The sequence below is a fragment of the Escherichia sp. 20412-1 genome (assembly GCF_003027595.1).
GTDB classification, from domain to species: Bacteria; Pseudomonadota; Gammaproteobacteria; order Enterobacterales; family Enterobacteriaceae; genus Escherichia; species Escherichia marmotae.
In genome coordinates this window covers 12,794-35,103 of record NZ_PYQM01000013.1, presented here as the reverse complement: position 1 = coordinate 35,103, position 22,310 = coordinate 12,794, and the positions used below count along the sequence as shown (strand labels likewise).

The following is a 22,310-nucleotide window of genomic DNA, read 5'->3' as shown; positions in this document are numbered from 1 at the left end:
TCGCCCGGATTACAGTTCATAGGGTGTGACAACACCTGCTATTCCCGCAAAATCTCTCGTATTTCGCGTTACCAGTTCGCAGCCATAAATCTGTGCCGTTGCCAGAATAATGGCATCTGGCTTTTTGATTTTATATTCAAGAATGAAAAAGTCTTTTTGTCATTCCTCATGCACCTTACACGGATTCTTCAACACCTGGCGCCTCCCCCTTTTGCCTGCCTCCCTTTGCCTTACGTACCGGAAATTGCTGCCGCTCCAGATATTGCTCCACCGCTTCGCGTAAAATTGCAGATCGTGAAACTTTACGCCAGCCCCTGAGTTTGTTCAGTCTTTTAATTGCCTCTTCTGACAAATGAAGAAAAACCGTATTCATCGCCATCGTTACCACCTAACATATACTGTTAATTAATGTATGAAACTTACACTGGAAAATTAATTAACGAAAGCTGGTTTCCGCATGTGGTTTTGTTTTTGCGAGACACTTTCCAGAAACAATGCAACAGTTACAGTTATTTTAATTATTATTAAAAAATCGTTTAGCATCGCCCATGATTGTTTATTACTCTTAATTAGGTCGGATCGCATCCACAGAAAAGCGACAACAAATAATAAGGACGAGTTATGGTGCTATGAATATATTATATTCAAGGATATTTGTTTTTTGACTGGGTCTTCATTTACATCATCAGGATAGTGTACCCGAAAAAGTCAGCGTATTTACCGCATCAGGCTTAAGATAAAATTTATCGCCCATCGCAGACCGGTCAGTGCCGCCACCAACCGGTATTTAATTAAAACGGCCGCCCTACTCTTCTTCGTTCCCGCCCTCTTCATACGGGCCAAATGGCTTCGCGGGCAGAACGATATATGTGCCTTCAAACACCGCGCCTGGCGTATCGTCGCCAAAGATTTCGACCTGCATTTGCACCCGCGCTTTACGCCCGCGCGCCAGACGGTCGAGATCGCCGCTTAACGCACCGAGGTCGGCCACCGCATGAGGTTTGCCGCTAATCGGCTTGCTGTAGCGGATATGCGCATCGGCAAGAATAATCGTTCCGCCGAGGTGGCGTTCGCGCAGCATCAGCCAGATAAGCCCCCAACCGGTGAGCGTTGCCAGAGAGAATAAACTCCCGGCAAACAACGTGTGGTGCGGATTCTGATTGCCGGTTTCCGGCATGGTGGTGATAAATTTTTGCCCGGTATATTGCTGAATGCGCACGCCCATTTTTTCGCTTAACGGGATGTGTTCATACCACGCCTGCTGGAGCTGGGCGCACCAGTCGCCGCGATGCAAAATGTCATCCAGAGTAGCGACGGGTTTAATCATCAGAAAATGGCGAATCGGCGTGGTGGTTGGGGTGGTGATCTCCCCCTGATTCACAAACCCCAGCTTAGCGAAAAACTCCACCGCGTCTTCACGGGCGCTACAGGTCACGCGCTTAACGCCTTCCTGACGCGCTACCGACTCCAGGGTCATCGCCATCAGCGTGCCCAGGCCTTTGTCCTGCACGTCGGGATGAACGGCCATAAAACGAATGGAGGCTTCGTTATCGGCATTGATATACAGCCGCCCTACTGCCACCAGATTACCCTGCTCGTCGACGACCATCTGGTGATGCGCCATCGCATCCCAGGCGTCGCGTTCAGAACCTTTCGGTTGATGCAGGGGTTTACGCAACATCTCCCAGCGGAATTGATAGTAGCGCTCTAATTCTTCTTCTGTTTGTGGAACCCGAAGGTGATACATAGCGATACTCTCTCTTGTTTCCCGTGACACACCTGGAAGCTGGCTCATACCTGCAACCAGAATGTCACGGGACCATCATTGACCAGCGATACCTGCATATCGGCAGCGAAGCGTCCTGTTTGCGTGTTCATTTCCTGCTGACGGCAGCGTTCGACGAAATAGTCATATAACGCCTCTGCGCGATCCGGTGAAGCGCCTTTGGAGAAGCTGGGGCGCATCCCCCGTTCGGTATCTGCGGCAAGGGTAAACTGGGAAACAACCAGCACACTGCCGCCCGCCTGTTGCACGTTGAGATTCATCTTGCCTTCAGCATCGCTAAAAATGCGATAACCGAGCACACGCTCGCACAGACGGTTTGCTTTCTGTTCGTCATCATCCTTTTCGACACCCAATAACACCAAAAGTCCCGCGCCAATTTCGCCCGTCACTTCTCCCTCCACGGTGACGCTGGCTCGGGTTACGCGTTGAATTAATGCAATCATGGTTCGTCGTCTTCTTCTTGTTCAGCAGCTTGTTTAAGTTTGCGGTATTCCCCGAGAGTGACAGTAATTTCTGCACCAAGCAAGACAATACACCATGTCCAGTAGACCCAGACAAAGAGGATGGGGATCACCGCCAGCACACCGTAAATGAGCTGATATGACGGGAACATGGTGATATAAAGCGCGAAACCTTTCTTTCCTGCTTCGAACAGGAGTGCGGCGACAAACGCGCCGACAATCGCGTCGCGGTTAGGTACGCGAATGGTAGGAACAATGCTGTACAGCAGCCAGAAGGAGATCCACGACAACAACAGCGGAAAAATACGCAGCACATTGTCGATGACAGTATTGAGATCGCTCGCCCAGCGCAGGGAGAGTAGATAGGAGCTGATCGCCAGACTGGCCCCCGCCAGCAGCGGCCCCAGCGTCAGGATCATCCAGTACACAGCAAACGAATAAATTTTGGGGCGAACCCGTTTACTGCGCCAGATGGCATTCAGCGCGCTATCGATGGAGTACATCAACAATAATGCCGTGACGATCAGACCACACGCCCCGACGGCGGTCATCTTGTTGGAGTTGGCAACAAACTGTTCGATATATTGCTGGATAACATCGCCTGTGGCAGGAAGAAAGTTGGCGAAGATAAAATGACGCAACTGAATGCTGACGTCAGAAAACATGGGAAACGCGGCGAAAAGTGCAAAAACAACGGCAACCAGCGGCACTAATGAGAGCAATGACACGTAGGCAAGGTTACCTGCCAGGGTTGTCATGTTGTCCTCATTAATGCGTTGCCAGAGTAGTTTCAGCCAGGCCCATAGCGGACGGGTACGATGCCTGGCTTTTTCATGGATGGTTTTTAGCATAACACCTTCGCGAAATAGTCCGGAATGGTGGTTTTATCTTTCACCAGAATGCTGGTAATACCTAGCTGATTAGCTCCTTCTATATTATCGGCGTTATCGTCGAAAAAGACCGTCTCGTCTGGTGAAAAACCTTCTGCCCGCAAAACATGCTGGTAAATTCGCGCTTCCGGTTTGCGCATACCTAAATCTTGCGACAAGTAGATATGGTCGGCAGCGCTACGGATTTCCGGGTATTCCTCTGGCCAAAAGGTAGTATGCAGGCGGTTAGTATTGGAAAGCACCACCACGCGATGCCCCTGCTCACGCAGTTTATGCATAATGGCGATCACTTCCGGGCGTAGCGCGACAAACACCGCCTGCCAGCCGTGGGAGAACTGTTCGTAACTTAACGGTAAGGCCATCTCATGACACAGCGCCTCAGCGAACTCTTCATCACTAATTTCCCCACGCTCATGCTGATGAAACGCCTCACCCATATGAAAACTCTTCTTAAGCGACGCCAGCGGAATACGCGTTAAATCGCTCCAGGTTCCCAGCACACGGTTAAAGTCGATATCGACAATCACATTACCTAAATCAAAGATATAGAGCATTTTTGCCTCCTTTCACACCACAGGAAATTAACTGTAGCGGGAAAGGATGGGTTTGGCTATGTGGCAATAAGGGTAATCTTGTGACGCTGATTGCGAAAAAGCAGAGTAATTTCACTGACTTTTTCGCATTAGATGAATGGTTAAGATTCAGGCGTAAATTGCCAACGGGTTTCGATGACCAGCGGCTTATCTGGTGTCACAAATTCCGGCGTTAGATTTATTGCGTTAGGTGCCTGAGTAAGCGGGTTAACACAGGTGGCATCAGGCTGTTTATCAAATACAACCAGACTGTTTGCTGAAGAAGTCATGGTCATCGCGAGTTTACCTGGCCACAGTAACTTAACCTTTAACCCGTCATAAAAACCAAAACAGTCATCCCAGGGGCCGACTTGAGGAGAGATGCGATTTCCTGTTGGCAGTTCATCACTACCCGCTTCTTCTTGCCAGTCCGCATCAAAAAGTACCTGCAACGACGCTGTACTTTGCGGAGCCAGCTTTTTCGCAAACCACGGATGCCAGCCCGCAGAGGCCGGGAATGTATCGGCATGTGAATGGATTTCCAGTTGTAAAACCAGCGCATCGTTCTCCAGCAAAAAAGTCTGAATCACTTCCCCTTGCCATGGCCACGGTGAAGCCAGAGGCATACGTAAAGTCAGGGAATCTGTTGTTTTGGCGATAATTTCCCATGTTGAATAGCACGCCATACCATGTAACGCATGTGGTGGTTTATTGGCGGGTAAAGAATAACATTGCCCACCAGCATTCAGCGTCGCGTTCCCCAATCGCCCTGCCCACGGCACCATTGGGAAACAGCCGTACTGAAAAGCTCTGCGTTGCGGCTGCCATTGGCGTAATACTTCACAACCAAATGCCTGTAATGAGGTGATCCTGGCACCATCATGCGGATAAATCTGCAGGCGAATACTGCCTTTTTCCAGCGTCACAGACTCTCCCACAGGCCCAGGCCAGGGCGCGTCAAACGCCTGTTGTAGCGCCAGATAATGCTCGTTATTCCGTTCAGTTTTCATGAGATTGTTCCCTGATGTAGCGGTAAGAAGCGGTTTCTTGTTCATCGGTCGGCTCAATCAGCCAGACGCAAACAAAGGAAAGAACTGAGACAGCAAATAAAAACAGAGCGACATACCACGGTTTTCCCCCTCCCAGCGCCAGCAAACTTGAGGCGATAAGGGGGCTTAGTCCGCCAAGTATTGCGGAAAATTGATAGGCAAAAGAAAGACCGGTATATCGTACTTTGGTGCCGAACATGCGGGTGAAAAGTGTCGGCTGCACGGCAAACATCATCGTCGGGCCTAAGTTATAGCCGAGGATCATACTGCACCAGATGATGAGCGTACTTTTACTATCCAGTAATAAGAAGAAAGGAAACGCGAACAGGACACAAAATCCCGCACCTGACAAATACAGACATTTTTGACCTATACGGTCTGATAACCACCCGACCAACGGACAACTGAAAATACCGATCGCCGAGGCAATCAACATGCCCGTCAGAGGAATATCTCGCGATAATGCTAATTGGCTGGAAATATAAACGATACCAAAGGCGTTAATAATATTGGAGGAGACACTCTCTGCCAGCCTCGCGCCCAGCGCTAATAAAATATTTCGCGGATGTTTTTTGAATAATTCAATCAACGGAGGAACGGACTTTTCTTTATTATTCGTCGTTTTTTGCTTTTGAAAATCCAGTGTCTCCTCAGTATGCAGGCGGATAAATAACCCAACGATCAACATCACCGCAGAAAGCCAGAACGGAATACGCCATCCCCAGGAGAGAAACTGTTCCTGAGTCAGTAAATGGTTACAGAGCGCAAAAATACCGGTTGCCAGCATAATCCCCACTGATGCAGCCGTTTGTGGGAGCGAACCTAAAAAACCGCGCCGGGATTCGGGCGCAGATTCAATGGTCATCAATGCCGCTCCGCCATACTCGCCACCAAGACCAAAGCCCTGAATTAAGCGCAGCGCCATTAATATGAGCGGTGCCCAGATCCCAATTTCCTGATACGTCGGAATAAAACCAATCAAAAATGTGGAGCAACCGACAATAGCCAGTGTCCAGATAAGCGTTATTTTTCGCCCAATTTTATCGCCAAAATGGCCAAAGACGATGCCACCTAAGGGACGAGTCAAAAAACCGACACCAAAGGTAGCAAAGGCGGCTATAAGACCTATAAAAGGATCGCTGTTCGGGAAAAAAAGCGGAGCAAATACCAGCCCTGCTGCCGTGCCAAAAATAAAGAAGTCATACCATTCCATCAACGCGCCCGCGAAACTGCCCATTACGACACGTCTCATGGCTTTACCGGAAAGTCCTTCTTGCGGTGTAGGTAACGTTTCAGACATCATTTTCCTCTCCTGGTCGGCGAGAAATTGGGGAATAACCCACTACAAAGTGGGCAGTCTGATAAATACGCGCATCGACCTGATGCCGATACGCGTTATGTTTATTTGTTCAATTCCGCCAGAACTTCCGCGTCTTCGGCATCCACATTCGCCCCCAACGGTTCCCAATTAATCAATACGCAGGTCAGGAATCCCAGGAATGGCACAATTGCCAACCAGTAAAACGCTTCAGTTTTCAACGCACCCCACAGCATCGGCCAGAAAATAAGCCCGGCAATCGCACCGGTGCGCATAATCGCACGGGCAAATCCCACCCCAGTAGGGCGAATAGCAGGAGGATATGAGAGTGTGGCAATGGTCATGCCCAACCCACCAGGCCCCGCTGAATGGAAGAAAATAATTGATCCCAACAACCCTAAAGACAGCCAGGGATTAGTCGTCGCCAGTGCGCCTAACGACAGCAATGCTAAGGTCACAACGGCAAATCCATACATGGACTGTCGGCGGGTACCTAATCGTTGGAGAATAAACGAGCCGATCATCCCGCCGGTTACCCCACAAAGGGCATTCACGACGGCAGAACCCGTCAACGCGCCAGTAAGCCCGCCACTTATTATTCCCGCCAGGGTAAGAGGAAGATAAACACCTACAGCGTTATATTGCCACGCCTGCATGGTTGCCACGACACAGCCGAGGATGGTGCGTTTGCGGTAACGATCATTAAATAAGATGCCATATCCACCTCTGTATTTATTCTCTACCTTTTCCGCGGATCTGGCTTCTGCTGTACCCGATGTCGCAACGCGAGCCTGAACACCGTAACGTTTTCCCAGGATGTCGCATGCTTCCTGGTAACGCCCGACGCGTGCGGCCCACATTGCGGATTCACCGATAAAGACGTAACGCAAAATCATGAAGATGACTGCGAAAATAGCCCCGATGAATATTCCGTAACGCCACAACTGTTCTTCAGCAATACCAGACAGAAGCAGAGGCAAAAGCACCAGATAGACAACGGTAGTTGAAACATACCAGGCCATTTGCCAGAGATTGACCGACGTTCCGGTTTTCTTCGACGTTGAACCACGAAGCTCTGCCACGGCATTGGTTGCCAAAGGGAAGTCGATGCCTAAGCCAAAGCCCATGATGACGCGACACACCAGCACCCACCAGATACTGGGCGCAATAGCCACCGCAGCAGCACCGATGGTGCATAACCCCATGCCAATAATAAATGCTCGCTTTTGCCCAAAGCGGTTGATGACCCGATTCGCTAATAAACCACCTATTAATGCGGCGATTAATACTGAAGCATTAACGGTTGCGGCAAGCCCAGGAGAAATACCAAATTGAGCGGCAATATATTTATTACCAAACCCCACCATCGCCGCCTGATAGGCATCAATCAATATGCCGCCCAAAGCAATAAAAATAACGCCGATACTGGTGTTGATCGCAGAGTTCTTATTAACAATATCAATTACGTCCTGTGGACGACTAATTGAATAAATTGCAGGACTGGTGATTTGACTCATCGCAGTGTCCTTTTTAATTGTTGTAGGGTGGCGCTGACGTAGCGCAGCGCCAGACAGAGATTTAGAAAATCATTCCGGCGCAAATTGCAGCATGACTTTTATGGAGTCATTTTGCTGCGCGCGTTCGAATGCTGCCGCTGCGTCATCAATGGCAAATAAATCGGTAACCAGCTCACTGGTATCAAACCGCCCATCCGCCAGCCATTCGATAACGGCATCGAAATCTTCAGGGATGTACATGCCAGAGTTGAGCAAGTCACGCTCGAAACGTTGCATCATCGGTAGTGGTATTTCACGCGGCCCACTCGGTACGCCCATACACACAACGGTGCCTCCGGCATACACACGGGTACAGGCATCATTAAGCGTGGCCTGCGCTGCAACGACATCAATCGCTCCCGTAAATCGCACATCTGCGGCCAGTTCTCCCGGTGCCCAAACCTCTGCAGCACCCAATTTTAACGCCAGTGCACGTTTGGCCGCGTCAGGTTCAATCACGGTAATCTTTCCTGCCCCCATAATGCGCAGTGCCTGCACAATGGATAAGCCAATTGTTCCAGCACCAATCACCAGTACGCTCTCCAGAGAAGCCTTCGGCATTCGGTTAACACAGTGACGAGCACACGCTGCCGGTTCGGCAAAGGCCAACACTTTTAGCGGTAAAGAGGCTGGTGCGACATGGCAATTACGCGCAGGAACAATGTGCTGTGAGCGAGCAAAGCCCGGCGCGCGAAAACCGGCAACCTGCGGTGGTTCACAAAGATTAAAACGCCCTGCTTTGCAGGCCCGGCATTCCATGCAAGCCATGATGGGATCGACAACCACATGATCGCCCGGCTGTACATGTTTGACGTCGCTACCCACTTCCGTAACACGCGCTGCAATTTCATGACCGGGAACGACTGGCGGTTTGGCAAACGGATGACCGCCTTTCAAAACATGCAGATCCGATCCGCATATCCCGTAGAACACAGGCGCAATCCGTACTTCGTGCGGTTTAAGTTGCTGGTGTGGTACTTCAACATATTGAGTGGTGACTTTCCCAATATCTGAAAATAAAACCTGGGTAATTTTATCCATCATTATTCTCCAGAATCGTTATCCATAGGGAATTAGCGTTGCGCGATACCTTCATCGACAATTTCAGCCAATCGTTGTAAGCGTGGAACGGAGACATCGCGCAGCATAGTTTGTGGATCTTGTGCACCAACAACCGACGCCCAAACCGCTCGTCCTGCCAGGAAGCCAGACGCGCCGCTTTTCATCGCAATACTTACCGCGCGTCCAAAAATATCGGCATCGACGCCAGAAGAAAGAATTACCCACGGCATCTTCATCTGATCGTTAAGTTTCTGGCAGGCGGAAAGTAAGGTTTTTTCATCGCCTTTGCCTCCTAATGGCATCTCGGCTTTGTAAAGATCAGCCTCTGTTCCACCAAGCTCTGCGGCGGCGGCAACAATGGCGCTTTCACGATCAAAGTCCCAACCACGACGAGGTGGACGCACCACAGGCTCAATAATGCTGACCAGCCCGGCACTACGGCAGCGACGAACAAACTTATCGACCATTGCCAGACGTTCCTCTGCAGGTTCATCTTCACGCCAGAGCACAAGTAATTTCATCGCCTTCGCCCCCATTTCACGGGCTTTATGCGGGTCGACGGACATATCTATTTCAACGCTATCAACCGGGATGCCATTACCTGGGATAAAAAGATCGGCAGCGACAATCAGACCGCAAGAATTAGCAACAGCGCCCTGCTCGACAATTTGATCAAGACAAAATTGTTTATCCGCCAGAACGGCAGAAGCATAAGGAGAAAGGATGCGGGTCGCGGCGACTTTAAAATCGGTGAGTACACTGTCGGAGACGGGTTTTGGCTGTCCTGCTGCCGCAAACATCAGACGCATAGCTTCACGCTGATCGACAGCTAACATGGCAAATCCACCACCTGGGCGGGAGATATCTTTCAGCGTAAATGGGGTGAAGTGGGATGACATAGAAACTCCTGTTAATAGATAAAATTAAAGACCAGCCTGCTGACGAACCTGATTTAGCAGGGCGCTCCAGTCCTGCCGCCCTTTACCGTCTTGACTTGCTGCGGCGTAATAACTTTCTGCTGCAATCCCCATATTGAGCGGCGCCCCCGTCTCCTGAGCGACATCAACAGCAATACGCAGATCTTTCAACGCCAGATCCACCATGAAGGCGGGAGAAAGATCTCCTTTCAGCACTTTGCCAGGCCAGGTGGTCGTAAAATGCCCTTTCCCTGCTGCCGTACCACTCATCACCTTAATTGCGATATCAAGATTTAATCCCAGTGACTCACATAACACAGCGGCTTCGGAGGACAGCGCATTAAGCGCAATGCTCATATAGTTGTTAATTAGCTTCACGCGGATCCCCATTCCCGGGCCGCCAGCTTCGACCAGCTCATTACCCATGCACATGAGAATCGGGCGTGCGCGCACAATCTGCTCATCAGTGCCACCCGCTAAAATCAGCAATGTGCCATCAATCGCATTCACAGACGTTCTGCCCACGGGGGCGTCCATCATACTGATGCCTTTTTCTTGTAATTCCCGTATTAATGCATCGGTCTGTAAGGGATGAATAGTCGACATATCAATCACTAACGCGTCAGATGAAACAGTTTCACAGACACCTTTTTCCCCCAACAACACCTGCCGAACAATGTCACCATTGGGAAGCATAGTGATGATAAATTCAGCGCCTACTGCCGCTTCCGCTGGGGTTTGTGCCGCAGTGGCCCCCTGCGTGACTAGCGCATCGACAGCCTGTGTATTGACATCAAATACCTGCAATAAATGCCCTTTTTGCAATAGATTGTTAGCCATTGGGCTACCCATCTGCCCCAGCCCGAGAAATGCAATGGTTGCCATGAACGCTCTCCTGTCTGACATTGACAAAATAATGACAATTGAAAATTCGTTTTCGTCTGTTTTTGAGCATATTTGTAATTTATGTTCAAAAACACGACACACATCACTAATTTGATCATTTGCGTCATTTAAATTGACCAAAGACGACAAAATTAAACAGGACAAGACAAATATGACCAGAATTGCATGTGTAGGTATCACTGTTCAGGACAGGATTTATTCTTTGCCCTGTCTGCCAGAGGGCGGCGGGAAATATCAGGCAAATCATTATCTTGAGATTGGTGGTGGCCCGGCGGCAACAGCCGCTGTTGCAATAGCAAAACTCGGCGTGGAGGTTGATTTCATTGGTCGCGTCGGCGATGACAGTTGTGGAAATACCTTACTTGCAGAACTTGAGAGTTGGGGCGTCAATACGGCATTTTGCCGCCGATATCTTAATGCCCGTTCGTCGCAATCAGCGATCCTCGTTGATCAGCATGGCGAACGGATTATCGTTAATTATCCAAGCCCCGATCTCGATACAGATGCCGAATGGTTAGAAGCGATCGATTTCTCTCGTTATGATCTGGTTCTGGCCGATGTTCGCTGGCATAGCGGCACTGAAAAAGCATTCTCGCAAGCGCGCCTTGCGGGCGTGACAACGCTTTTAGACGCCGATATGACACCGCAGGATATTTCTCCACTTGTCGCGCTTGCCGACCATGCTGTGTTCTCAACGCCAGGGCTGAAACGCATGACCGGCCTTCAGTCACCTGAAGAAGGCTTGTACCAGGCAGCCACACAAACAGCAGGTAAAGTGTATGTCACGCTGGGTTCTGAAGGATCGTTGTGGATTGAAGATGATCATTTGTGTCAACAGGAGGCATTTTCTGTCAATGTGGTTGATACCACTGGAGCAGGCGATGTTTTTCACGGCGCACTCGCGGTAGCGTTAGCAGAAAAAATGCCCACAAAAGAGGCTATTCGTTTTGCCAGTGCGGTTGCCGCGATGAAATGTACCCAGGCTGGCGGTCGGGCTGGCATTCCTAATCGTGAGCAAACCGAATCATTTTTGTCACTTTATGCGTAAAATGGTAAACATCTACCGAGGAGGGGCAAGGGAGTATTCATGAGTATCATCGAAGTGACAGGTAATCCACGCCATGACCAACTCGTTCATCTAATCGCAGAACGCGGTTATATGAATATTGAAGAACTGGCACAACTGCTGGATGTTTCAACGCAAACCGTGCGCCGGGATATCCGAAAACTAAGCGAGCAGGGGTTGATCACCCGTCATCATGGAGGGGCTGGGCGCGTCTCCAGCGTCATGAATACCGCTTTTGAGCAACGGGAACTTTCGCTCACCGCCGAGAAACGGGCGATCGCTGAGGCGGTCGCTGATTACCTTCCCGAACGCTGTACCGTCTTTATCACCATCGGTACTACGGTCGAAGCCGTTGCTAGGGCATTACTCAACCGCCGTGATTTACGCATTATCACTAACAGCCTACGTGTAGCACAGATTCTTTATAAGAATCAGGATATTGAAGTGATGGTGCCGGGAGGCACTTTACGCGCCCATAACGGCGGGATCATCGGCCCCGGAGCTGTGGATTTTATTGAAGGTTTCCGCGCAGACTATTTAATCACCAGTATTGGTGCCATTGAGCATGATGGCACCCTGCTGGAATTTGATGTCAATGAAGCGTTAGTCGCGAGAACGATGATTAAACATGCGCGGAATACATTGCTAGTGGCAGATCATACTAAGTTTGCCGCGTCTGCTGCCGTTTCAATTGGCAATGCACGAAATGTCAGAGCATTTTTTACTGATGCTCCACCGCCCAATTCTTTCTGCCAGTTATTAAGCGAAGAGAATGTCGAACTGGTGGTTGCCGAGCAAGAAGTATCCTGAAATTGAAATTTCGAAAAATCCGCTGGAGATTTCAGCGGATTTTGTTTTGCCGGATGCGATGGTTGATACGGTTTTCATTGGCCGGATTAAACACATCCGGCCATTAATTAAGCTTCAGCCGCCTGCATCTCTTTCTTACATTGGCTAATACGCTTAACCAGCATTACGGAAACCACCGCACCACAGAATGCGAAGCAGGCCATAATGCCAAACACGATTTTGTAGCCAATAATCCCCGGATTTAAATCCAGAATGTAGCCATACAGACTGAAGCAGAACATCGCCGGGGCGTAACCAATAAAGCTACCCAACGCCATCGCCGCGCCTGTTTTATTTTCAGCAATTTTTGCTTCGCCGATAGGTGCAAAAAATACGGCTCGCTGTGTAAAGACTATCGCACCAAAGCCCAGCGTACATGCCATCCCTAAATATACCGGCATACTTTCGTGCGGCAGCATAATCAACATTATGAGTGCCGCGGTGCTGATGATAAAGGTGTAGCACAGATATTTACTCGGTGATTTCAGGATCTTATCTGAAATCATGCCGCCAATAGGCCCACCGATCATCTTCAGACAATATTGATTTATGATGCCGTAAGCCCCCACCAGCGCAACGGGCAGCAGATAGATGTTTTTCAGGAATGGGATGAAGAACGTCAGGCCACAGTAAACCGCGTAAACGAAGAAGACGTTGAAAGCGATAAGCCAGATTGTTTTGTCTTTCAGCACCGAGCTCATACTGGTATTTTGCGATGCTTCGTCTTCTTTTTTCACCTCAACGGAAGGTGCCTCTTCTTTGTCATTCAGTACAAAGAAAATGATAATGCCCACGGCAATCACAATAAGGGAATAAAACCAGATACCCGCTTTAAAGCCCAATAAGCCACTACCAAACCAGGTAAATACTGCCAGCGCAGAAAATGCCACCACGGTATCGACAATGCCACGTCCTGTTTCGAAGAAACCAAACAACCGGCCTTGTTGTTCGCTATTGCCCAGCCGACTTACCGACTTGAGCAAAACAGGCCAGTTCATCATGTCGCAAGTAACGCCAAATAGCGCCCAGACAAAGAGGATGCCCCAATACCCCGGCATTGTCGTCAAATAAACTCCCAGTAATCCCGTAGCAATGAGTGAGAATGACATGGTGTATCTGCGCGGTAGTTTATCGGCAAAATAAATAGACAGAAAAAAACCCACTGTCGTGACAAATGAGTTTACTGACATGGCATTACCAATTTGGCCATTGGTCAAATTGAAATACTCCTGCATCGGGATATAAAACGCATCTTTTAACGACGGTAATTTATAAATTGTACCGCCACACAGTGTTAATAGACTAAATAACGCCCATTTCTTTTTTGTGAGCATAACATCCCCTAAGCGATTTTTAAAATCACTGTTTTAAAGGCAATAAGATACCGACCATTCTTATAGAATGGTTTTTATTAACTGCGGATGAGTTAAAACTTATTAGTGGTTCAGAAGATAGCTTGCCTCTTGCTTGATTTGTTGTAGTACGTTACGCACATGATATATCTGATTAATTGCATCTTCTTTTTCTTTACGTAACCGCGCATCCAGCAAATGCTTTTCTGGCAATGGTGTTTCACTCATCTGGCGATATGGGATCCACGGATTATCATCTTCGTCTTCAAAGCGGAACGCCGGAGCATAATAATCAACCTCTTCTTCCAGGCCATATGCCGTCACCTGCGGTTCATCATCACCCAGGCAGATAAGGTGCGTTAATAACTCTTTGAACGGCATATCTCCCTGACCTGAAATACAGGCTTTATGCCCCAGACCACTCTGTTCTTTAACGATCAATGCATCTTTGATATGCACCTGAGTAATATGCGGTGCCATCGTTTTTAAGGCGTCCATGGGATGCTCATTTGCATTGATCATGTTCGCAAAATCAAACAGTAAGGAAAGAGACTCCATCTCACTTTCTTTGACCAACGATACCAGCTCATGGCTTTTCAAATCTTCATGCTGTTCGATCGTAAAGGTCAGGCCGCTGTCCTGATACGCTTCCCGCACATAAGCAATATCGTTAGCGATGATCGATAATACATCGCGCAAATTACCTTCATAACGCGGATAAAAACGCACGGACGATGCCCCGGTTTTCAGTGCGATGGCGACGGCTTCGTCAATAGATGCTTTATCTGAGGCACTGGTTTCAATATGAATATCAAGGTTCAGACGGCGAGCTTTATCGCCAAAGGCAGAGAGTTCTTTATCTGCCATATTACCCAGAGAAAAACGTTCTCCATCCAGAACATGAATTTTGACGCCTCGCAGATTATTTTCACTCGCTATATCAAGTAAATCAGTCGGCAATACTCTTTCCAGCCGCATATTTAAATGAAAAGCATAGGCATGTAAATAAAGAGGAAGAGTATCGACACGTTGTAGAATCTTTCTTGCGTTATTTATTGTCACCATAAAACACCTACAGATTAATGATGAGGTCTACAGCCTCAAATCGCCAATATTCAATATCTATCTGGACAATATTCCCTTGCTGGTCGGCACGATGTTTTTCAATTAAGATCGCTGGCATACCCGCAGAACCGCCAAGATATTTGCTGATATCGCCAGGCATTCTGACGGGTTTGAAAATCAATTTTTTTACTACCGTCTCTTTTTGGTAGCATTTTTCCCAGACTGAAGAAAATGAATGGTTTTCAAGTTGCTCAATAAAACCAGGGGCAACTTCAGGATTAATATACGTCTCGTGATAGAAAACTTTATGCCCTTCCAGCGCCCCCCAACCGGTAATGCGATAGAGTTCGGTTGACGGCGTTACTGTAATCAGTGGCATGAGCGTCTCGGGAATATCGCTGATACGACTTTTCTCGGTAAATCCCCAGGAAGGTTCCCGCCCTTGTTCAATTGCAGCCCGTTGAAAGCTAGCCGACAGTTCCGGGCTGTAATTAAAACGCGGCTGAGTAACGAACCAACCTTTACGATCCTTACGGAAGATTTTGGATTCTGCCTCGAGGTTCAGCAACGCCTGGCGCAGCGTCATACGTTTAATACCCAGCAACTCTCCCAACTCTCTTTCTGAAGGGAGTTTTCCACCCGGCGTGGTGATGCCATCTTTTAACCACCGATCCAGTTTCTCTTTTGCATTTTCTACGATGGATTGGTTTCCGGCCATTGTTTAATCCTTTTGGTTTAAACCAGATGAAGCATCTTACGCTTACGCCAAAAAAGAAAGCAATTAACGGCGTGTGACTTTGCAGATAATTGTGACAAAGCTCTCTATTGCTGTAGTCACAGACTTACAAGGGAGATACTCGCACTGGTGAGAACTTACAACAGGCAAAAAAAAACCTGCCATCGCTGGCAGGTTTTTCACGACTAAAAAGAGAAATTAATCTTCTTTCGGACCACGGTTAGCGCGGCGACGATCGTTTTCCGTCAGGTGACGTTTACGAATACGGATAGAGGTCGGAGTGACTTCTACCAGTTCGTCATCATCGATGAACTCCAGTGCTTGTTCCAGAGTCATGCGGATAGGCGGAACCAGAACAACGGCTTCATCAGTACCGGAAGCACGCATGTTGGTCAGTTTCTTACCGGTCAGGCAGTTTACAGTCAGGTCGTTAGAGCGGCTGTGAATACCGATAATCTGACCTTCATAAACTTCTGCACCGTGACCGAGGAACAGCTTACCGCGATCCTGCAGACCGAACAGCGCGAACGCTACCGCTTTACCCTGACCGTTAGAGATCAGTACGCCGTTCTGACGCTGACCCACTTCACCCGGACGCACATCGTCGTAGTGGCTGAAGGTGGAGTACAGCAGACCAGTACCGGAAGTCATGGTCATGAACTCTGAACGGAAGCCAATCAGACCACGGCTTGGGATCACGTAGTCGAGACGTACGCGGCCTTTACCGTCTGGATTCATGTTTTTCAGCTCGCCTTTACGTTCGCCCAGCGCCTGCATTACAGAACCCTGATGCTGTTCTTCAACGTCCAGAGTCACGTTTTCGAACGGCTCTTGTTTACGACCGTCGATTTCACGGAAGATGACTTTCGGACGGGATACCGCCAGTTCGAAACCTTCACGACGCATGTTTTCGATAAGAACAGACAGGTGCAGTTCGCCACGACCAGAAACGCGGAACGCATCGGCGTCTTCGGTTTCTTCTACGCGCAGCGCAACGTTGTGTACCAGTTCTTTGTTCAGACGATCCAGAATCTGACGAGACGTTACGAACTTACCTTCTTTACCGCAGAACGGAGAGGTGTTAACGCAGAAGAACATAGAAACGGTCGGCTCATCAACGGAGAGTGCCGGCAGCGCTTCAACGTTTTGCGTGTCGCAAACGGTGTCAGAAATGTTCAGTTCACCAAGGCCAGTGATTGCCACGATATCGCCAGCTTCCGCCAGATCGGTTTCGATACGTTCCAGACCAAGGTGGCCCAGCACTTTACCAACTTTCGCGTTACGGGTTTTGCCTTCACTATCGATGATAGTAACCTGCTGGTTCGGCTTCACTTTACCGCGCTTGATGCGACCAATGCCGATAACACCAACATAGCTGTTGTAATCGAGCTGAGAAATCTGCATCTGGAACGGACCGTCAAGGTCTACGTCCGGTGCAGGAACGTGGTCGATAATCGCCTGATACAGCGGGGTCATGTCTTCCGCCATATTTTCGTGGTCCAGACCCGCGATACCGTTCAGCGCAGAAGCATAAACGATCGGGAAGTCCAGTTGCTCGTCGGTCGCATCGAGGTTAACGAACAGGTCGAATACCTGATCAACAACCCAGTCAGGACGCGCGCCAGGGCGGTCAACTTTGTTGATTACCACAATCGGCTTCAGGCCGTAAGCAAACGCTTTTTTGGTTACGAAGCGCGTTTGCGGCATCGGGCCGTCAAATGCGTCAACCACCAGCAGCACTGAATCTACCATGGACATTACACGTTCAACTTCACCACCGAAGTCGGCGTGCCCCGGGGTATCAACGATGTTGATACGGTAATCATTCCATTTGATAGCGGTGTTTTTCGCGAGGATGGTAATCCCACGCTCTTTCTCCAAATCGTTGGAGTCCATCACGCGCTCTTGGGTTTCGGCACGAGAGTCGAACGTACCGGATTGTTGGAGCAGCTTATCTACCAGGGTGGTTTTACCATGGTCGACGTGCGCGATGATGGCGATGTTACGCAATTTTTCGATCACAACTTTGCCTCAGGCATTAGAAATAGCGCGTTATTGTACACGGATTAATCGCACTACAAAACAGGATCACAAACATCCTCCGCAAACAAGTATTGCAGAGTCCCTTTGTGATCGCTTTCACGGAGCATAAAAAGGGTTATCCAAAGGTCATTGCACCAACATGGTGCTTAATGTTTCCATTGAAGCACTATATTGGTGCAACATTCGCATCATGGTGCAGCCCTTTTGCACGATGGTAAGCATGATAACGCCTTTTAGGGGCAATTTAAAAGTTGGCACAGATTTCGCTTTATCTTTTTTACGGCGACACGGCCCAATTAATTGCAGATTTCGTTACCACGACGACAATGACCAATCCAGGAGAGTTAAAGTATGTCCGCTGAACACGTACTGACGATGCTGAACGAGCACGAAGTGAAGTTTGTTGATTTGCGCTTCACCGACACCAAAGGTAAAGAACAGCACGTCACTATCCCTGCTCATCAGGTGAATGCTGAATTCTTCGAAGAAGGCAAAATGTTTGACGGCTCCTCGATTGGCGGCTGGAAAGGCATTAACGAATCCGACATGGTGCTGATGCCAGACGCATCCACCGCAGTGATTGACCCGTTCTTCGCGGACTCTACCCTGATTATCCGTTGCGATATCCTCGAACCAGGCACTCTGCAAGGCTATGACCGTGACCCTCGCTCTATTGCTAAGCGCGCTGAAGATTACCTGCGTTCCACTGGCATTGCCGACACTGTACTGTTCGGGCCAGAGCCAGAATTCTTCCTGTTCGATGATATTCGTTTCGGCTCTTCTATCTCCGGTTCTCACGTCGCTATCGACGATATCGAAGGCGCATGGAACTCTTCCACCCAATATGAAGGTGGTAACAAAGGTCACCGTCCTGCAGTGAAAGGCGGTTACTTCCCGGTTCCGCCGGTAGACTCTGCTCAGGACATCCGTTCTGAAATGTGTCTGGTAATGGAGCAGATGGGCCTGGTGGTTGAAGCACATCACCACGAAGTGGCAACCGCAGGTCAGAACGAAGTGGCAACCCGCTTCAATACCATGACCAAAAAAGCCGACGAAATTCAGATCTACAAATATGTCGTCCACAACGTGGCGCATCGTTTCGGTAAAACGGCGACCTTTATGCCGAAACCGATGTTCGGTGATAACGGCTCCGGTATGCACTGCCACATGTCACTGTCTAAAAACGGCGTCAACCTGTTCGCGGGCGACAAATACGCTGGTCTGTCTGAGCAGGCGTTGTACTACATTGGCGGTGTAATCAAACACGCGAAAGCGATTAACGCGCTGGCAAACCCGACCACCAACTCTTACAAGCGACTGGTCCCGGGCTACGAAGCACCGGTAATGCTGGCTTACTCTGCGCGTAACCGGTCTGCATCTATCCGTATTCCGGTGGTATCTTCTCCGAAAGCGCGTCGTATCGAAGTGCGTTTCCCGGACCCGGCAGCTAACCCGTACCTGTGCTTTGCTGCCCTGCTGATGGCGGGTCTGGATGGCATCAAGAACAAGATCCACCCGGGCGAAGCAATGGACAAAAACCTGTATGACCTGCCGCCAGAAGAAGCGAAAGAGATCCCGCAGGTTGCAGGCTCTCTGGAAGAAGCACTGAACGAGCTGGATCTGGACCGCGAATTCCTGAAAGCCGGTGGCGTGTTCACTGATGAAGCGATCGATGCGTACATCGCTCTGCGTCGCGAAGAAGATGACCGCGTACGTATGACTCCGCACCCGGTAGAGTTTGAGCTGTACTACAGCGTCTAATAGTTGAAGTAGTCATACCCGGCGCACAAACGCCGGGGTTTTAGTTGCCGTGGAAATTTCAGCCCATCTCTGCATGGGCTTTTTTCTCCGTAACTTCTCTGATGCTTCGCGCTTTTTATCCGTAAAAAGCTATAATGCACTAAAATGGTGCAACCTGTTCAGGAGACTGCTTTATGGCAACAGGCACGCAGCCCGATGCTGGGCAGATCCTCAACTCTCTGATTAACAGTATTTTGTTAATTGACGACAACCTGGCGATCCATTACGCCAACCCCGCCGCGCAACAACTGCTCGCCCAAAGTTCCCGTAAATTGTTTGGTACGCCGTTACCGGAACTGTTGAGCTACTTCTCGCTAAATATCGGTCTGATGCAAGAAAGTCTGGAGGCGGGGCAAGGTTTTACCGATAACGAAGTGACGCTGGTGATTGACGGGCGCTCGCATATTCTTTCTGTGACGGCCCAGCGTATGCCGGACGGCATGATCCTGCTGGAGATGACACCGATGGATAACCAGCGTCGCTTAAGCCAGGAGCAGCTACAGCACGCCCAGCAAGTTGCTGCCCGCGATTTGGTCCGCGGCCTGGCACATGAGATCAAAAATCCACTTGGCGGCTTACGAGGTGCGGCGCAGTTACTCAGCAAAGCGTTGCCCGATCCGTCTCTGCTGGAATATACCAAAGTGATTATCGAGCAGGCGGACAGACTGCGAAATCTGGTCGACCGTCTGTTGGGGCCGCAACTACCAGGCACACACGTCACCGAAAGCATTCACAAAGTGGCAGAGCGCGTGGTGACGCTGGTGTCGATGGAATTACCGAACAATGTACGGTTGATTCGTGATTACGACCCCAGCCTGCCAGAACTGGCGCACGATCCGGATCAGATTGAGCAAGTACTGCTGAATATTGTGCGCAATGCGTTACAAGCGCTGGGGCCGGAGGGCGGTGAAATTATTCTGCGTACCCGCACCGCGTTTCAACTGACCTTGCATGGCGAACGCTATCGGCTGGCAGCACGAATTGATGTGGAAGATAACGGGCCTGGTATTCCGCCCCATTTGCAGGATACGCTGTTTTATCCGATGGTCAGCGGTCGCGAAGGCGGCACCGGGCTTGGTTTATCCATCGCCCGTAACTTGATTGATCAGCATTCAGGCAAAATTGAATTTACCAGTTGGCCGGGTCATACCGAGTTCTCGGTTTACCTGCCTATCAGGAAATAAAGGTGACGTTTATGCAACGAGGGATAGTCTGGGTAGTCGATGACGATAGTTCCATCCGTTGGGTGCTTGAACGTGCGCTCGCTGGAGCGGGTTTAACCTGCACGGCATTTGAGAACGGTGCCGAAGTGCTGGAGGCGCTGGCAAGCAAAACGCCGGATGTACTGCTTTCAGATATCCGTATGCCCGGAATGGACGGGCTGGCGTTGCTCAAGCAAATTAAACAGCGTCATCCGATGCTTCCGGTCATCATTATGACCGCACATTCCGATCTGGATGCCGCCGTTAGCGCCTATCAACAAGGGGCGTTTGATTATCTGCCCAAACCGTTTGATATCGACGAAGCCGTGGCGCTGGTTGAGCGAGCCATCAGCCATTACCAGGAACAGCAGCAACCGCGCAATATTCAGCTTAACGGACCAACAACCGATATTATTGGCGAAGCGCCTGCCATGCAGGATGTGTTCCGTATTATTGGCCGTCTCTCACGTTCTTCTATTAGCGTGTTGATCAATGGCGAATCCGGCACAGGTAAAGAGCTGGTCGCTCATGCCCTGCATCGCCATAGCCCGCGCGCCAAAGCGCCGTTTATCGCGCTGAATATGGCGGCTATCCCGAAAGATTTGATCGAATCAGAACTGTTTGGTCACGAGAAAGGCGCGTTTACCGGTGCCAATACCGTTCGTCAGGGCCGTTTTGAACAGGCCGATGGGGGCACGTTATTCCTTGATGAAATTGGCGATATGCCGCTGGATGTGCAGACACGGTTACTGCGCGTGCTGGCAGACGGTCAGTTTTACCGCGTTGGCGGCTATGCGCCGGTGAAAGTGGATGTGCGTATTATCGCTGCGACTCACCAGAACCTGGAACTGCGTGTGCAGGAAGGCAAGTTCCGTGAGGATCTGTTCCACCGCCTGAACGTTATCCGTGTTCATCTGCCGCCACTGCGCGAGCGTCGGGAGGATATTCCCCGTCTGGCACGTCATTTTCTGCAAGTTGCCGCGCGTGAGCTGGGTGTAGAAGCGAAGTTACTGCACCCGGAGACAGAAGCCGCCCTGACGCGTCTTGCATGGCCGGGGAACGTGCGTCAGCTAGAAAATACCTGCCGCTGGCTAACGGTGATGGCCGCCGGACAGGAAGTGTTGATTCAGGATTTGCCTGGCGAACTGTTTGAATCAACCGTAGCGGAAAGCCCTTCCACAATGCAGCCGGACAGTTGGGCAACGCTGTTAGCGCAATGGGCCGATCGGGCGCTGCGTTCCGGTCATCAAAACTTACTTTCTGAAGCGCAACCTGAGCTGGAGCGGACATTGCTGACCACCGCGTTGCGACATACGCAGGGGCATAAACAAGAAGCGGCGAGACTGCTTGGTTGGGGACGTAACACACTGACACGTAAGTTAAAAGAGTTGGGAATGGAGTGACTCAGGCTTGCTGTGTAAAGATTGATTATTGAGCGCAAATTGCTGTTATTTTGCGCTTTACTGTTCCGATAAGTTCAGTATGATCTTGCCCGGAAAACGGGGAGAGTCATTATGTTAGAATCAATAATTAATCTGCTATCGAGTGGCGCAGTTAGCAGTCACGCGCCGCAAACTGCCGTTGCTGCCGTGCTGTGTGCCGCGATGATTGGGCTGTTTAGCTGAAACTCGTTGTTCATGCCGGATGCGGCGTGAACGCTTTATCCGGCATACAAAAACA

Annotated in this window: 20 protein-coding genes and 2 pseudogenes; 6 read left to right on the top strand and 16 right to left on the bottom strand. The window is 49.8% G+C overall.

The genetic code is table 11. The features are described 5' to 3' along the window. Positions 1-9 precede the first annotated feature (9 nt). The 12 genes and pseudogenes from C7B16_RS11385 to yihU all read right to left on the bottom strand — a co-directional run. Positions 10-138, bottom strand: a pseudogene (locus tag C7B16_RS11385) (PIN domain-containing protein); the annotation flags it as partial. A gap of 21 nt (positions 139-159) precedes the next feature. Further along, positions 160-379: pseudogene (locus C7B16_RS11380) on the bottom strand (CopG family transcriptional regulator). A gap of 426 nt (positions 380-805) precedes the next feature. Further along, entirely contained in the window at positions 806-1,747 is a 942-nt protein-coding gene (gene fabY / locus C7B16_RS11375; protein ID WP_001517342.1) for a fatty acid biosynthesis protein FabY, read from the bottom strand. Positions 1,748-1,791: 44 nt separating this feature from the next. Next, a complete protein-coding gene (dtd, locus tag C7B16_RS11370; RefSeq protein ID WP_000560983.1) occupies positions 1,792-2,229 on the bottom strand; it encodes a D-aminoacyl-tRNA deacylase in 438 nt (145 codons plus the stop codon). Continuing rightward, positions 2,226-3,098, bottom strand: a complete 873-nt coding sequence (locus C7B16_RS11365) for a virulence factor BrkB family protein (protein WP_000920721.1) — start codon at positions 3,096-3,098, stop codon at positions 2,226-2,228. The genes dtd and C7B16_RS11365 overlap by 4 nt, the downstream gene beginning before the upstream one ends. Next, positions 3,092-3,691 (bottom strand): glucose-1-phosphatase, encoded by a 600-nt coding sequence (gene yihX, locus C7B16_RS11360; protein ID WP_000965690.1) that lies wholly within the window; start codon positions 3,689-3,691, stop codon positions 3,092-3,094. Before yihX ends, C7B16_RS11365 begins: the two co-directional genes overlap by 7 nt. Positions 3,692-3,831: 140 nt before the next feature. Then, positions 3,832-4,719 carry an aldose 1-epimerase gene (locus C7B16_RS11355; protein WP_001517343.1) on the bottom strand — a complete coding sequence of 296 codons (888 nt, stop codon included), beginning with the start codon at positions 4,717-4,719 and terminating at the stop codon, positions 3,832-3,834. Further along, positions 4,709-6,058 carry an MFS transporter gene (locus C7B16_RS11350; RefSeq protein ID WP_010376781.1) on the bottom strand — a complete coding sequence of 450 codons (1,350 nt, stop codon included), beginning with the start codon at positions 6,056-6,058 and terminating at the stop codon, positions 4,709-4,711. Before C7B16_RS11350 ends, C7B16_RS11355 begins: the two co-directional genes overlap by 11 nt. A 101-nt stretch (positions 6,059-6,159) precedes the next feature. Continuing rightward, complete coding sequence (locus C7B16_RS11345) at positions 6,160-7,593, bottom strand: MFS transporter (RefSeq protein WP_107179715.1); 1,434 nt, start codon at positions 7,591-7,593, stop codon at positions 6,160-6,162. A gap of 69 nt (positions 7,594-7,662) precedes the next feature. Next, entirely contained in the window at positions 7,663-8,673 is a 1,011-nt protein-coding gene (locus tag C7B16_RS11340; protein WP_000357978.1) for a zinc-dependent alcohol dehydrogenase, read from the bottom strand. Between the two features lie 32 nt (positions 8,674-8,705). Further along, positions 8,706-9,593 (bottom strand): aldolase, encoded by an 888-nt coding sequence (locus tag C7B16_RS11335; protein WP_000094553.1) that lies wholly within the window; start codon positions 9,591-9,593, stop codon positions 8,706-8,708. Positions 9,594-9,617: 24 nt separating this feature from the next. Then, positions 9,618-10,496 (bottom strand): sulfolactaldehyde 3-reductase, encoded by an 879-nt coding sequence (yihU, locus tag C7B16_RS11330; RefSeq protein ID WP_016249351.1) that lies wholly within the window; start codon positions 10,494-10,496, stop codon positions 9,618-9,620. A gap of 172 nt (positions 10,497-10,668) precedes the next feature. Between yihU and C7B16_RS11325 the strand changes: the two genes are divergently transcribed. Then, positions 10,669-11,565: a sugar kinase gene (locus C7B16_RS11325; protein ID WP_001517346.1), complete on the top strand. Its 897-nt coding sequence runs from the start codon at positions 10,669-10,671 to the stop codon at positions 11,563-11,565. A gap of 39 nt (positions 11,566-11,604) precedes the next feature. Further along, on the top strand, positions 11,605-12,393 hold the full coding sequence (locus C7B16_RS11320; RefSeq protein ID WP_000022286.1) for a DeoR/GlpR family DNA-binding transcription regulator: 789 nt from the start codon (positions 11,605-11,607) through the stop codon (positions 12,391-12,393). 107 nt (positions 12,394-12,500) lie between these two features. On the opposite strand, the gene C7B16_RS11310 is transcribed toward C7B16_RS11320, so the two are convergent. From C7B16_RS11310 to typA, 4 genes are all read right to left on the bottom strand, one after another. After that, complete coding sequence (locus C7B16_RS11310) at positions 12,501-13,766, bottom strand: MFS transporter (RefSeq protein ID WP_107179714.1); 1,266 nt, start codon at positions 13,764-13,766, stop codon at positions 12,501-12,503. Positions 13,767-13,868: 102 nt separating this feature from the next. Beyond that, positions 13,869-14,849 (bottom strand): sugar phosphate isomerase/epimerase family protein, encoded by a 981-nt coding sequence (locus C7B16_RS11305; protein WP_107179713.1) that lies wholly within the window; start codon positions 14,847-14,849, stop codon positions 13,869-13,871. Between the two features lie 7 nt (positions 14,850-14,856). Then, a complete protein-coding gene (locus C7B16_RS11300) occupies positions 14,857-15,567 on the bottom strand; it encodes a GntR family transcriptional regulator (RefSeq protein ID WP_107179712.1) in 711 nt (236 codons plus the stop codon). A gap of 216 nt (positions 15,568-15,783) precedes the next feature. Beyond that, positions 15,784-17,607, bottom strand: coding sequence for a ribosome-dependent GTPase TypA (typA, locus tag C7B16_RS11295; RefSeq protein ID WP_000570678.1), 1,824 nt, complete (start codon positions 17,605-17,607; stop codon positions 15,784-15,786). A gap of 372 nt (positions 17,608-17,979) precedes the next feature. On the opposite strand from typA, the gene glnA reads away from it, so the two are divergent. The 4 genes from glnA to C7B16_RS11270 all read left to right on the top strand — a co-directional run bounded on the left by glnA (position 17,980) and on the right by C7B16_RS11270 (position 22,255). Then, positions 17,980-19,389, top strand: coding sequence for a glutamate--ammonia ligase (glnA, locus tag C7B16_RS11285; RefSeq protein ID WP_001271717.1), 1,410 nt, complete (start codon positions 17,980-17,982; stop codon positions 19,387-19,389). Positions 19,390-19,562: 173 nt separating this feature from the next. After that, a complete protein-coding gene (gene glnL / locus C7B16_RS11280) occupies positions 19,563-20,612 on the top strand; it encodes a nitrogen regulation protein NR(II) (RefSeq protein ID WP_001517349.1) in 1,050 nt (349 codons plus the stop codon). Positions 20,613-20,623: 11 nt separating this feature from the next. Then, a complete protein-coding gene (gene glnG / locus C7B16_RS11275) occupies positions 20,624-22,033 on the top strand; it encodes a nitrogen regulation protein NR(I) (protein ID WP_001517350.1) in 1,410 nt (469 codons plus the stop codon). 111 nt (positions 22,034-22,144) lie between these two features. Then, positions 22,145-22,255 carry a YshB family small membrane protein gene (locus C7B16_RS11270; protein ID WP_001517351.1) on the top strand — a complete coding sequence of 37 codons (111 nt, stop codon included), beginning with the start codon at positions 22,145-22,147 and terminating at the stop codon, positions 22,253-22,255. Positions 22,256-22,310 lie beyond the last annotated feature (55 nt).

What these genes read in the sequence shown, in the direction of transcription:
- fabY (WP_001517342.1), bottom strand. Translation starts at nt 1,747, where the DNA reads ATGTATCACCTTCGGGTTCCACAAACAGAAGAAGAATTAGAGCGCTAC.
- dtd (WP_000560983.1), bottom strand. Translation starts at nt 2,229, where the DNA reads ATGATTGCATTAATTCAACGCGTAACCCGAGCCAGCGTCACCGTGGAG.
- C7B16_RS11365 (WP_000920721.1), bottom strand. Translation starts at nt 3,098, where the DNA reads ATGCTAAAAACCATCCATGAAAAAGCCAGGCATCGTACCCGTCCGCTA.
- yihX (WP_000965690.1), bottom strand. Translation starts at nt 3,691, where the DNA reads ATGCTCTATATCTTTGATTTAGGTAATGTGATTGTCGATATCGACTTT.
- C7B16_RS11355 (WP_001517343.1), bottom strand. Translation starts at nt 4,719, where the DNA reads ATGAAAACTGAACGGAATAACGAGCATTATCTGGCGCTACAACAGGCG.
- C7B16_RS11350 (WP_010376781.1), bottom strand. Translation starts at nt 6,058, where the DNA reads ATGTCTGAAACGTTACCTACACCGCAAGAAGGACTTTCCGGTAAAGCC.
- C7B16_RS11345 (WP_107179715.1), bottom strand. Translation starts at nt 7,593, where the DNA reads ATGAGTCAAATCACCAGTCCTGCAATTTATTCAATTAGTCGTCCACAG.
- C7B16_RS11340 (WP_000357978.1), bottom strand. Translation starts at nt 8,673, where the DNA reads ATGGATAAAATTACCCAGGTTTTATTTTCAGATATTGGGAAAGTCACC.
- C7B16_RS11335 (WP_000094553.1), bottom strand. Translation starts at nt 9,593, where the DNA reads ATGTCATCCCACTTCACCCCATTTACGCTGAAAGATATCTCCCGCCCA.
- yihU (WP_016249351.1), bottom strand. Translation starts at nt 10,496, where the DNA reads ATGGCAACCATTGCATTTCTCGGGCTGGGGCAGATGGGTAGCCCAATG.
- C7B16_RS11325 (WP_001517346.1), top strand. Translation starts at nt 10,669, where the DNA reads ATGACCAGAATTGCATGTGTAGGTATCACTGTTCAGGACAGGATTTAT.
- C7B16_RS11320 (WP_000022286.1), top strand. Translation starts at nt 11,605, where the DNA reads ATGAGTATCATCGAAGTGACAGGTAATCCACGCCATGACCAACTCGTT.
- C7B16_RS11310 (WP_107179714.1), bottom strand. Translation starts at nt 13,766, where the DNA reads ATGCTCACAAAAAAGAAATGGGCGTTATTTAGTCTATTAACACTGTGT.
- C7B16_RS11305 (WP_107179713.1), bottom strand. Translation starts at nt 14,849, where the DNA reads ATGGTGACAATAAATAACGCAAGAAAGATTCTACAACGTGTCGATACT.
- C7B16_RS11300 (WP_107179712.1), bottom strand. Translation starts at nt 15,567, where the DNA reads ATGGCCGGAAACCAATCCATCGTAGAAAATGCAAAAGAGAAACTGGAT.
- glnA (WP_001271717.1), top strand. Translation starts at nt 17,980, where the DNA reads ATGTCCGCTGAACACGTACTGACGATGCTGAACGAGCACGAAGTGAAG.
- glnL (WP_001517349.1), top strand. Translation starts at nt 19,563, where the DNA reads ATGGCAACAGGCACGCAGCCCGATGCTGGGCAGATCCTCAACTCTCTG.
- glnG (WP_001517350.1), top strand. Translation starts at nt 20,624, where the DNA reads ATGCAACGAGGGATAGTCTGGGTAGTCGATGACGATAGTTCCATCCGT.
- C7B16_RS11270 (WP_001517351.1), top strand. Translation starts at nt 22,145, where the DNA reads ATGTTAGAATCAATAATTAATCTGCTATCGAGTGGCGCAGTTAGCAGT.